The 11,651-nt window shown below is 73.3% G+C and carries 7 protein-coding genes; all 7 read left to right on the top strand.

The window, feature by feature from the left end:
* Positions 1 to 56: 56 nt before the first annotated feature.
* Genes ACIQE0_RS24695 through ACIQE0_RS24665 form a run of 7 tightly spaced genes read left to right on the top strand, consistent with a single transcriptional unit; the run spans position 57 to position 11,647 of the window.
* Positions 57 to 1,382 (top strand): nucleotide sugar dehydrogenase, encoded by a 1,326-nt coding sequence (locus ACIQE0_RS24695; RefSeq protein WP_402335973.1) that lies wholly within the window; start codon positions 57 to 59, stop codon positions 1,380 to 1,382.
* Positions 1,372 to 2,652 carry a glycosyltransferase family 4 protein gene (locus ACIQE0_RS24690; protein WP_402335970.1) on the top strand — a complete coding sequence of 427 codons (1,281 nt, stop codon included), beginning with the start codon at positions 1,372 to 1,374 and terminating at the stop codon, positions 2,650 to 2,652. Before ACIQE0_RS24695 ends, ACIQE0_RS24690 begins: the two co-directional genes overlap by 11 nt.
* Positions 2,649 to 4,046, top strand: a complete 1,398-nt coding sequence (locus ACIQE0_RS24685) for a polysaccharide biosynthesis protein (protein ID WP_402335967.1) — start codon at positions 2,649 to 2,651, stop codon at positions 4,044 to 4,046. The genes ACIQE0_RS24690 and ACIQE0_RS24685 overlap by 4 nt, the downstream gene beginning before the upstream one ends.
* Entirely contained in the window at positions 4,043 to 5,563 is a 1,521-nt protein-coding gene (locus ACIQE0_RS24680) for a Wzz/FepE/Etk N-terminal domain-containing protein (protein ID WP_402335964.1), read from the top strand. Before ACIQE0_RS24685 ends, ACIQE0_RS24680 begins: the two co-directional genes overlap by 4 nt.
* 3 nt (positions 5,564 to 5,566) lie before the next feature.
* On the top strand, positions 5,567 to 7,495 hold the full coding sequence (gene asnB, locus ACIQE0_RS24675) for an asparagine synthase (glutamine-hydrolyzing) (RefSeq protein WP_402335961.1): 1,929 nt from the start codon (positions 5,567 to 5,569) through the stop codon (positions 7,493 to 7,495).
* A gap of 25 nt (positions 7,496 to 7,520) precedes the next feature.
* On the top strand, positions 7,521 to 9,686 hold the full coding sequence (locus ACIQE0_RS24670) for a bi-domain-containing oxidoreductase (RefSeq protein ID WP_402335958.1): 2,166 nt from the start codon (positions 7,521 to 7,523) through the stop codon (positions 9,684 to 9,686).
* Positions 9,683 to 11,647, top strand: coding sequence for an alginate lyase family protein (locus ACIQE0_RS24665; RefSeq protein ID WP_402335955.1), 1,965 nt, complete (start codon positions 9,683 to 9,685; stop codon positions 11,645 to 11,647). Before ACIQE0_RS24670 ends, ACIQE0_RS24665 begins: the two co-directional genes overlap by 4 nt.
* Positions 11,648 to 11,651: the final 4 nt, after the last annotated feature.

Below are 11,651 nucleotides of genomic sequence, written 5' to 3'. Positions count from 1 at the left end.
CCGGCGGGCGCACGGACCGCAGGCCGAAGGGGCCTGCCTGGGGGGAGGAACGAGTCATGCGAATAAGCGTCCTGGGGCTCGGCTACGTGGGCTGCGTGTCGGCCGCGTGCCTGGCCGGCATGGGGCACGAGGTCATCGGGGTGGACGTGAACCAGGTGAAGGTCGACCTGGTCAACGACGGCAGGGCCCCGGTGGTCGAGGAGCGGATCGGCGAGCTCATCGCCGAGGTCGTGCGGACCGGAGCGCTGCGCGCCACCGGCGACGTCCGCGAGGCGATCGCGGGCAGCGAGGTGTCGCTGGTCTGCGTGGGCACGCCGTCGGAGCCCAACGGGAGCCTGTGCACCACGTACTTGGAGCGGGTCACCGCACAGATCGGCGCCGCGCTGGCGGATCGCGGTGGGCGCGGCGGGCGGCACACCGTCGTGTTCCGCAGCACCATGCTCCCGGGCACCTGCCTGAACCTGCTGGTACCGATCCTGGAGAAGCACGTCGGCGGCACGGCCGGGGTGGACGTCGGGGTCGCGGTCAACCCGGAGTTCCTGCGCGAGGGCACGAGCGTGCGGGACTTCTTCGACCCGCCCAAGACCGTCGTCGGCGAGCTCGACCGGGCCAGCGGCGATGTGGTCGCGGCGCTGTACGAGGGCTTGCCCGGCGCGGTGTTCCGGGTGCCGATCCCGACGGCCGAGGCGATCAAGTACGCGGACAACGCGTTCCACGGCCTCAAGATCGGCTTCGCCAACGAGCTGGGCGCGGTGTGCCAGGCACTGGGGGTGGACTCGCACCAGGTGATGGACGTGTTCCTGGCCGACCGCAAGCTGAACATCTCCCCCGCCTACCTGCGGCCCGGCTTCGCCTTCGGTGGCTCCTGTCTGCCCAAGGATCTGCGCAGCCTGGTCCACGCGGCACGGCGGGCCGACGTCTCGGTGCCCATCCTCGCCCATGTGCTGCCCTCCAACGCCGACCATCTGCAGCGTGCGGTGGACCTGGTCGAGCGCACCGGGAAGCGCCGGGTGGGACTGTTCGGGCTGTCCTTCAAGCCCGGCACCGACGACCTCCGTGAGAGCCCGCTCGTCGAGCTGGCGGAGGTGCTCTTCGGCAAGGGGTACGACCTGCGGATCCACGACGCCAATGTGAGCCTGTCCCGGCTGCTCGGTGCGAACCGCGAGTACATCGAGACCCGGCTGCCGCACCTCGCGCAGCTGCTCGCGGACTCCGTCGAGGAGGTGCTGGAGCACGCCGAGGTGTGTCTGGTCGGGACCAGGGATCCGGCCGTGGTGGCGGCGCTGCCCCATGGTGGCGGCCCGGTGATCGTCGATCTCATCCGCCTTCCCGACGCCGAGGCGCGCCGGGCCGAACCGGGGTACATGGGCCTTGCTTGGTGACACGGCGTCGGGTGACGCAGCCGGCGGCGACGGGACGGGCCGGCGCGCGCTGGTCCTGGTGGAGAACCTGTCGGTGCCGTTCGACCGGCGGGTGTGGCAGGAGTGCACGACGCTGCGTGACGCGGGCTGGGAGGTGCACGTCATCTGTCCCCGCGGGGAGAAGCGGGACACCGAGCCGGAGGCGGTGATCGACGGGGTCCGGATCCACCGCTACCCGCTGCGCGCGGCCACCGGAGGCCCGGCCGGCTATCTGCGGGAGTACGGATCGGCGTTGTGGCATACGGCCCGGTTGGCCCGCAAGGTCGGCCCGGTCCATGTGGTCCACGCCTGCAACCCGCCCGACCTGCTGTTCCTGCCGGCACTGTGGCTGAAGCGGCGCGGTGCGCGGTTCGTCTTCGACCAGCACGACCTGGTACCCGAGTTGTACCTCTCCCGGTTCGACCGCGGCGAGGACCTGCTCTACCGCGCCGTGTGCGCGCTGGAACGGCGGACCTACCGGGCGGCGGACGTCGTGCTCGCCACGAACGAGAGCTACCGGGACGTCGCGGTGCGCCGTGGCGGCAAGCGGCCGGAGGACGTCTTCGTGGTGCGCAGCGCGCCCGCCGTGGACCGGTTCCAACCGGTGTCGTCCGAGCCGGAGTTGAAGCGCGGCAAGCCTCATCTCCTGTGCTACTTGGGCGTCATGGGCCCGCAGGACGGCGTCGACTACGCCTTGCGGGCCCTGGCGAAGCTGCGCGACGAGCTCGGGCGGACCGACTGGCATGCGGTGTTCGTCGGCGGCGGCGACGCCTTCGACGCGATGGTGGCACTGTCCCGGCGGCTCGGACTGTCGGAGCAGGTGGAGTTCACCGGGCGTATTCCGGACGCCGACCTGGTGCGCTATCTGTCCACCGCGGACGTGTGCCTCTCCCCCGACCCGCGCAATCCGCTCAACGACGTGTCGACCATGAACAAGGTTCTGGAGTACATGGCGATGGGGCGGCCCATCGTCTCGTTCGACCTCCGGGAGGCGCGGGTCTCGGCCGGTGACGCCGCCGTCTACGCGCCCGCCAACGACGAGGCCGAGTTCGCCGGGCTCATCGCGCTGCTGCTGGACGACCCGGAGCGGCGGGCCCGGATGGGCAAGATCGGCCAGGTGCGGATCAGTGGGCAGCTCTCCTGGCGGAACTCGCAGGCCGCGCTGCTCGCCGCCTACTCCGCCGCCTGCCGCGGCCGCACTCCGGTGCCGGCGGGCGATCGGAACCGGACGGGGAAGAGGCCCCGCCGTTGAGCGATGACTCGATACGCCTGGTCACGATCGGGCGGATCATCCGTGGGCGCCGGCGGCTCCTCACCGTCCTCGCCGTGGTGGGTGCGCTCGTCGGCTTCGGCGCCTCGCTGCTGTTTCCGCCGAGTTACACGGCGTCGGCGTCGGTCCTGCTGCCGGGGCAGTGGGAGGAGCGTGAGCTGCTGACCCAGGTGGATATCGCGACCAGTTCGGCGGTGGTCGACCGCACGGCCGCCGCGCTCGGCTGGACCGGGGTCAGCGGTGGTGAGCTGCGGGACCGGGTGGGCGCCAAGGCCGCCGACGGGAACATCATCATGGTCTCGGGTACGGCCGACACCCCGGAGCGCGCCCAGCAGCTCTCGGACCAGATGGTCCATCAGTTCGTCGCGTTCGCCGCACGGATCGCGGGCGACAGCGCCGACCCCGAAGCGGCGGCGCGGCCCGAGGCGCTGCGGCAGACGGTGGTGCAGACCGGCCGGCGCATCACCGAGCTGGCCGACGCGGCCGATCCGGGGCGGACGGTGGAGAGCGTGCAGACCCGCACCGAGCTCGCGCAGCTGCGCACCGCGCTGCAGGAGGCCGTCAACAAGCTGGACCAGGCCGCCCCGACCGCCACCAAGGCCAACATGGTCGTCATGGGGCCGGCGGCCCGGCCGGCCGGCGAGGCACCGCCGACGAGAACGCAGCTCATCGTCGCCGGGGCGCTGCTGTTCTTCCTGCTCGCGGTCGTCGGCCAGCTCACCGCCGCGCGGATGAGCCGCCGGCTGCGCGCCGCACCGGAGATCGCCGCGGCGCTGGGCTCGACGCTGCTGGGCACCGTCGAGGTTCCCGAGGAGCGGCCCGTGCGCCGGCCGGCGGGCCGTGGCCCGCGGGCCCGGCTCCGCGGGCTGCTGGGCCTCGACATCCGGTGGGACGCACCCACCCCGCAGGCATCGGGCGACGAGGCCGGCAGGCAGCTTCGCTACCGGCGGGTGTGCGCCCGTCTCCGCAACGAACTGCCGTCTCCTCGACGGCTGTTGGTCGTCGTCCCGGACGGCGACGAGATCGCCCGCCGGGCCGCCGGGCAGCTCGTCGCCGAGGCCGGGGGCGGTCCTTCCCCGAGCCCTTTGCGGACGGGATGCCCCGTGCTGCACGTGGTGGGGGTTTCGGTGGACCGGCCGTTGGTGCCGGACCGTGACGACGCGTCCGGTGCCCTGGTGGTGCTCAGCGCGGGCAGCTGGACCGCAGGGGAGCTCGCCGGCGTCGCCGAGGCGTGTGCGGACGCCAAGCACGAGGTCGTCGGCGTCGTCCTGGCCGGCGCGGTCCGGGCCCGTCCGACGCGGACTGCCGGCCGTCCTCGGGACGCCGCCACACCGGCGCTCGCGGTGGGCGACGACGCGTCGGGGGGTGCCGGGTGACGACGCGTACGACGTCGGAGGCGTCGGCCGCCGCTCCGCTGCTGGATCTGCAGGCGCTGGTGGTGGCCGTGCGGAGGCGGCGGCGCCTGTGGTGCGCCATGGCGCTGCTGGGGCTGCTCGTCGGCGGGGCGGTGGCGGTCCTGCTGCCGACGCCGCCGACCGCGGTGACCAAGGTGCTGGTCGCGCATCAGGAGGACCAGCCGAACGATCCCGGAACGCTGATCCGCACCGACGTCGCGCTGCTGGGGACCACGAAAATCGCCGACGAGGCCCTGAAGTCCCTCAAGTCCGCTGAAAAACCGGCCGACTTCCTGCGGGACTATCAGGGCACCGGCCTGACCAACAACCTGTTGCAGATCGAGGTGACGGGTGGCAGCGACGCGGAGGCGGTGGCCCGTGCCAAGGCGCTGGCCGATGCGTTCGTCGCGGACCATGTGCGGCGGATGTGGGATGCCGCGAAGGCCGAGGCCAAGGCCCTGGACGACCAGCGTGACCGCTTGCGGGTCGAGCTCGCCCAGGTCAACAAGGCGATCGGGGACCGCTCGTCGGGCAGCGATCCGAAGGACTCCGCGAGCATCGAGTCGCGCTTCGCCCGCCGGGCCGAGCTCACCTCGCGGATCGCCGATTTCGACCAGCGCGCCGAGGAGGCGCGTACCGGCACGCCCCGGGTCATCGCCGGTACGCAGATCGTGGACGCCCCGCACGCGCTGCCACGCTCCCTGGCCAGGACCGCGCTCACCGACGCCGCGGTCGGGCTGGTCCTCGGACTGGTCCTGGGGCTCGCGCTGGCCGCGGTCGGTGTGGTGGTGACGGACCGCCCCGTGTTGCGCCGGGACATCGCGGCGAACCTGGGCGCCTCGGTCATCGCGGAGTTGCCCCGGCGATCGGGCCGGCCGTGGCAGCGCCGGCGGATCCGGGCGGCACGCGAACGGCTCGTCGGCTCCCTGGCCCGCACCGTGCGGGGCTCGGCGGAACCGGTGTCGCTGCTGGAACTGGGCTGTGCGCGCAGCACGAGCGCGCTCGCCCTGGACGTCGCCGGGTGCCTGGCATCGGACGGGCCGGTGGTCATCGTCGACGCTCTGCCCGGCTCGCGGCTCGCGGGGCGCCGCCGGAAGCCGGGAGGCCCGAGCGTGGTCAGCGGCGAGCGTGCCGCGGCCGGGGCGCATGACGGGCGCCGGTTCGGCGTCGGTTCGGTCGCGCCCGGCACCGCGTGGACCGACCTCCCGTGCCTCGGCACCCGGGCCGTGCTCGTCGTGCGGGCCGGGCACGGCAGCGCCGCCTGGCTGCACACCGTGGCGCGCCAACTCGCGGACCAGCGCGTCGCGGTGCTCGGTGTGGTGCTGATCGACCCCGATCCGCGGGACCGGACCGACGGCACGCTGTGGGACGGGCTGCAGACCGCGCTGCGCGGGCGGACCGAGCGGCCGGCCCGGCACAACGGGACCGGTCGGCCGCGGACGCAGCTGCAGTCGATGTGGGCGGCGCGGGTCCCGGACAACGATCAGGAGGCTCGGTAGGACATGTGTGGCATCGCAGGGACGTACCGATGGCCGGACGGGAAGGCCGTCACCGACCGGCTCACCGACGCCCTCGCCCATCGCGGTCCGGACGGGGCGGGCCGCTACGACCACCCCGTCGGTGACGGCGAAGTCTCGCTCGGGCACCGCCGGTTGGCGATCATCGACCTGTCCGGGACCGGCGCCCAGCCGATGGTCTCGGACGGCCTCGCCCTGACGTACAACGGCGAGCTGTACAACGCGCCCGAGCTGCGTGCCGAGCTGGCGTCCGCCGGGGTGCGCTTCCGCGGTACCTCCGACACCGAGGTGCTGCTGGAGGCCTGGCGGCGCTGGGGCACGGACTGCCTGCCCCGGTTGCGCGGTATGTTCGCGTTCGGGATCTTCGACGAGCGGACCGGCGAACTGGTGCTCGTCCGGGACCAGTTGGGCATCAAGCCGCTGTTCCTGCTGCGGCGCGGTGCGGGCCTGGCGTTCGCCTCCGAGCTCAAGGCGCTCGCCGCAGTGACCGGCGGCTCGCTGGAGGTGGACCATGCGGCGCTGGTCGCCTCGCTGCTCTACTACTGGGTGCCGGACTCGCGGTGCGCGTTCCGCGAGGCGGAGAAGCTGCCGCCGGGGAGCTGGCTGCGGTGCCGGCCCGACGGCCGGGTGGAGCGCGGCCGGTTCTGGCACCTCAAGGACGTCGCCGCCGAGGGGCAGGAGCGGGCCCGGTCCGGCGAGCGGCCGGACCTGGCTGCCGTCGTCGAGGAGTCGACCCGGCGTCATCTGCGCGCCGACGTGCCCGTGGCGACGTTCCTCTCCGGCGGTCTCGATTCCAGTTATCTGACCGCGCTGGCGGCTCGCGACCGGCCCGGGATCTCCGCCTACACGATCGGGTTCCGCGCCGAGGACGCCAGGTTCGAGGCGATGCCGGACGACCTGCGCCATGCCCGGCAGGTGGCGGGGCGGTTCGGCGTCGACCTGCACGAGATCGAGATCGCGCCGAACGTGCTCGACCTGCTGCCGCAGATGACGTACCACCTGGACGAGCCGATCGGCGACCCGGCCGCGATCAACACGTTCCTGATCTGCTCGGCCGCCCGGGAGGCCGGGGTCAAGGTGATGCTCTCGGGGATGGGCGCCGACGAGTTGTTCGCCGGGTACCGCAAGCACCTGGCCAATCTGCTCGCGCTGCGCTACCAGCGCGTCCCGCGCCCGGTGCGGCGCGGCCTGTCCCGGGCCGTGGACCGGCTGCCGGTCGCCACGGCCCGCCGGGGGTACCGGTCGGTGCGCTTCGCCAAGCGGTTCCTCTCCTTCGCCGAGCTGCCGGAGGAGACCGCGTTCCGGCGCAGCTACACGATGTACGACCGGGACGAGTTGCTCGCCCTGCTCGATCCGGAGCTGGCCGGGACGGTCCAGGACGTGCTCGCCGAGCACGCGGAGGTCTATCAGGACAACGACCTCGACGACTTCGTCAACCGCATGTGCCTGGGCGACGCCCGGATGTTCCTGCCGGGTCTGAATCTCGCCTACACGGACCGGTCGAGCATGGCCGCGTCGATGGAGGTGCGGGTGCCGTATGTGGACGTCGAGGTGGTCAGGGCGGCGTTCGCGGTGCCCGGCGATCGCAAGATCGTCGGACGGCAGGGCAAGGCGGTCCTCAAGGAGGCGGCCGCCTCGATCCTGCCCCGGGAGATCGTCTACCGGCCCAAGGGCCTGTTCAGCGCCCCGCTGCGCGCCTGGATGAGCCGGGACCTGGCGCCGCTGGTGCGCGAGGTGGTGCACGACGGCGTGCTCGTCACCTCCGGGCTGCTGCGCCGCGACGCCCTGGCGCGCATGGTCGCCGAGGACGCCGCCGGACAGCGGGACTTCTCCAAGCATCTGTGGCATGTGCTGACCCTGGAGTACTGGTATCGCGGCGCGACCTCCGGCTCCGGCCGGAGCCGGGCGGCTTGACGGCGTGGAGACAAGAGGAGCTCGGGTGAAACAGGTTGTGCAGAACTACAAGAGCGGTGAGCTGGCGGTGCTCGATGTGCCGGTGCCGGGATGCAAGCCGGGCGGTGTGCTGGTCCGCACCTCCTACTCGCTGATATCCACCGGGACCGAGCTCATGAAGGTGTCCGAGGCCGGTATGTCGATGCTGGGCAAGGCCCGCTCCCGGCCGGACCAGGTGGCCAAGGTCATGCAGAGCGTGGCCACCAACGGGCTGCCCGCCACCTACCGCAAGGTGATGGGCAAGCTGGACTCCTACACGCCGCTGGGCTACTCGCTGTGCGGGGTGGTCGAGCAGGTCGGCGCCGGGATCGACGAGGTGAAGGTCGGCGACTTCGTGGCCTGCGCCGGCAACGAGCACGCGTTGCACGCCGAGTTGAACTGGGTGCCGAGGAACCTCTACGCCCCGGTGCCGGATGGCCTCGCACCGCGGCATGCCGCCTTCGGCACCGTCGGGGCGATCGCGATGCAGGGCGTGCGCCGCGGTGAGCCACAGCTCGGCGAGGTGGCGCTGGTCATCGGCCTCGGTCTGATCGGCCAGTTGGTGGTGCAGCTCCTCGTCGCCTCGGGAGTGTGCGTCGTCGGCGTCGACCCCGACCCGGCGCGCTGCGGGCTGGCCGTGCGCCTGGGGGCCGCGGCCTGCGGCGATCCCGCGTCCGCGGCCGTGGAGGCCGCCGTCGCCGAACTCACCGACGGCCACGGCGTGGACCAGGTGTACCTGGCCGCCGGCGGCGGCAGCAACCAACCGGTCGAACTGGCCGCCCAGTTGAGCCGGGACCGCGGCCGGGTCGTCGACATCGGCAAGTGCCGCCTGGACCTGCCGTGGAACGCGTACTACGAGAAGGAACTCGACGTCCGGTTCTCCCGCAGTTACGGGCCCGGGCGCTACGACCCTGAGTACGAGCTTCAGGGGCGGGACTATCCGATCGGCTACGTGCGCTGGACCGAGCGCCGCAACCTGGCCTGCTTTCTCGACCTCGTCGCCCGCGGCCGGGTCGACGTGGAGCCCCTGGTCTCGCACGTCGCCGCCTTCGACGACGCCGTCGAGACGTACCGGCGCCTGGAGGACGGCGACGTGAAGGCCGTGGCCGTGCTGTTCCGGTATCCCGAACACGCGGGGGCCGGGGAGGCGGTGGCCGTGCCGGCGGTGCACGTGCGGCACCGTCCGGTCCGGGCGACCAGGACGCCGGTGCGGCTGGCGTTCGTCGGCGCGGGGAACTACGCCACGTCGATGCTGCTCCCCCACCTGGCCGGGCGCGAGGGCGTCGAGTTGTCGACCGTCGTCACCACGACGGCGCTGTCCGCGGCCAACGCGCAGCGGAAGTTCGGCTTCGCGGAGGCGACCACCGATCTCGACGCCGTGCTCGGCGACAAGGCCGTCGACGCGGTGTTCGTGGTCACCCGGCACAGCTCGCACGCCGAACTGACCCGGCAGGCGCTGCTGGCCGGCAAGACGGTGTTCGTCGAGAAGCCCCTGGCCCTCACCGAGGACGAGCTGGCCGGTGTGCTCGCGGCGGTGGAGGAGTCCGGCAACGACCGGCTGCAGGTGGGCTTCAACCGCCGGTTCGCGCCGCTGCTGACCGAGGCCAGGAAGCAGTTCGGCGCCCGGACCGGCCCGGCGAGCCTGCGCTACCTGGTCAACGCGGGCCGCCTCCAGCACGGCAGCTGGTACCTCCAACAGGGCACCGAGGGCTCGCGGTTCGAGGGCGAGGGCGGCCACTTCATCGACACGGCGAGCTGGCTGCTCGGGGCCGACCCGGTCTCGGTGTACGCCCTCGCCCCGTCCGGCAACGAGGACCTCCAGGTCGTGCTGCGCTACCCGGACGGATCCACCGCCACCCTCAGCTACCTCACCACCGGCGCGCCCGGCTTCCCCAAGGAGACGCTGGACCTGGTCGCGGACGGCAAGGTGCTGCGGCTCGACGACTTCGTGCGGGCCTCGGTGTACGGCCCCAAGAAGTGGGTCAGTTCGCGGCTGCCCAAGGCCCGGGACAAGGGCCAGTCCGCCGAACTGGCCGCGTTCATCAAGGCCGTGCGGACCGGCGGGCCGATGCCGGTGCCGCTTCAGTCGCTGGTCGCCACCACGGCGGCCACCCTCGCCGTGCGGGCCGGCCTGGTCGGCGGCGCGCCGGTGACGTTGGCGAGGGCGCGATGACCGTGATCTCGGGGAGTCCGGGCTGGTACCTGCGACGCCTGTCCCGGATGGGACCGCGGGAGGTCGGCGGCCGGGTGGGCGACGCGGTGCGCAGGCGGCGGTGGCGGTCGGCGCGGCCGCACGGCCCGCGCGTGACCGGCGCCCGGTTCACCGCGGTGCTGCCCGCCGGGGCGCTCGCCGCCGTAACTCCGGACGCCGCGAAACGTCTGATCGCCGAGGCGGACCGGCTGATGGACGGGCACGCCGAGTACTTCGGGGTGGTCCGCGACGATCTGGCCGATCCGGACTGGTGGTACGACCCGAAGACGGGGCGCCGGGCCCCGTCGGGCTACGCCTTCGACGTGCCGTACCGGAACGAGGATGCGGTCGGCGACATCAAGCAGATCTGGGAGCTGTCCCGGCACCAGTACCTCACCGTGCTCGCCGCCGCCTACGCGGTCACCGGGGACGAGCGGTACGCCGAGCGCGTGGCCGCGCATCTGCGGTCGTGGTGGGCGGCCAACCCGCCGCTGCGCGGCGTGCACTGGATCAGCGGCATCGAGCTGGGCATCCGGCTGCTGTCCTGGGTGTGGATCCGCCGGCTGCTCGACGGCTGGCCGGGCGCGGCCGGGCTGTTCGAGGCCAACCCGGTGGCGCTGCACCAGATCTGGCACCACCAGCGCTGGCTGGCCGCCTTCCCCAGCCGGGGGTCCTCGGCGAACAACCACGTCATCGCCGAGGCCGCCGGACAGTTCGCCGCGGCCTGCGCGTTCGGCTGGTTCCCCGCCTCGGCGCGGTGGCGGGCGGGCGCGCTGCGGTCGCTGGAACGGCACCTGCGCGGCAACACCTTCGGCTCCGGCCTCAACCGCGAACTGGCCACCGAGTACCACGGACTCGTGCTGGAGCTGGGCCTGGCGGCGCTGGCCGAGGCGGGCGCCGCGGGCAGGCCGGTCCCCGCGACCGTCCGGCTGGTGCTGCTGCGGATGACCGACGCGCTCGCCGCCGTCGTGGACAATCGGCTGCGGCCGCCGCGCCAGGGCGACGCGGACGACGGTCACGGTCTGGTCGTGGACGGCGCGGGCACCGACCGCTGGGCCTCGCTGCTGGCCACCGGCGACGCCGTGTTCGGCCGGCTCGCCTGGTGGCCGACGGTGACCGCCACCGATGTACGCACCCCGCTGCTGGCCGCGCTGATCGCACCTGGTGTGCGGGACGTGGCCCGCCCGGCGAGCCGGCCGGCGCACTTCGCCGACGCCGGGATGACCGTCCTGCGCGGCCCGGCGGGGATCTGGTGCCGCTGCGACGGCGGTCCGCACGGCTTCCTGTCGATCGCCGCGCACGCCCACGCGGACGCGCTGTCCGTGGAGGTGCGGCACGACGGGGTCGATGTGCTCGCCGACCCGGGGACGTTCTGCTACCACGGGCAGCCCGAGTGGCGGCGGTACTTCCGGTCGACCCTCGGCCACAACACCCTGGAGCTGGACGGCGGTGACCAGTCCGGTTCCGGCGGCCCGTTCCTGTGGACCCGGCATGCCCGCAGCCGCGTCCTGGTCGCGGACCCGTCCGGCGCCTCCGAGGAGGGCGTGGCCCGCTGGTGTGCCGAGCACGACGGATACCAGGGCTCGGTGCACCGCCGCAGGGTGGAACTGTCCTCCGCGCGGCGGGAGTTGAGGGTCGTGGACGAGGTGCGCGGCCGGCGCCGGGCCGCGGTGCGCCTCGCGTTCCACCTCGGTCCGGCGATCGCCGCGGAGCTGGTGGACGACCGGGCGGTGCTCACCTGGACCCGGGACGGTGAGGACCGCTCCGCGGTGCTCGACCTGCCCGGGCAGCTGCGCTGGCGGGCGCACCGCGGCGAGACCGCTCCGCCGCTGGGCTGGTACTCCGCCGGCTTCGGGCGCAAGGAACCCGCCACCACGCTGGTCGGCACCGGCTTCGCCGACGGCGCGGAGGGCTTCACCACCGTGCTCAGGTTCCGCGGCTAGGGGG

It is taken from the genome of Streptomyces sp. NPDC093097 (assembly GCF_044754325.1).
Classification (GTDB): Bacteria; Actinomycetota; Actinomycetes; order Streptomycetales; family Streptomycetaceae; genus Streptomyces.
The sequence above is the reverse complement of the archived record's forward strand: the minus strand, read 5'-3'. Positions and strand labels throughout refer to the sequence as shown.

What these genes read in the sequence shown, in the direction of transcription:
- ACIQE0_RS24695 (WP_402335973.1), top strand. Translation starts at nt 57, where the DNA reads ATGCGAATAAGCGTCCTGGGGCTCGGCTACGTGGGCTGCGTGTCGGCC.
- asnB (WP_402335961.1), top strand. Translation starts at nt 5,567, where the DNA reads ATGTGTGGCATCGCAGGGACGTACCGATGGCCGGACGGGAAGGCCGTC.
- ACIQE0_RS24665 (WP_402335955.1), top strand. Translation starts at nt 9,683, where the DNA reads ATGACCGTGATCTCGGGGAGTCCGGGCTGGTACCTGCGACGCCTGTCC.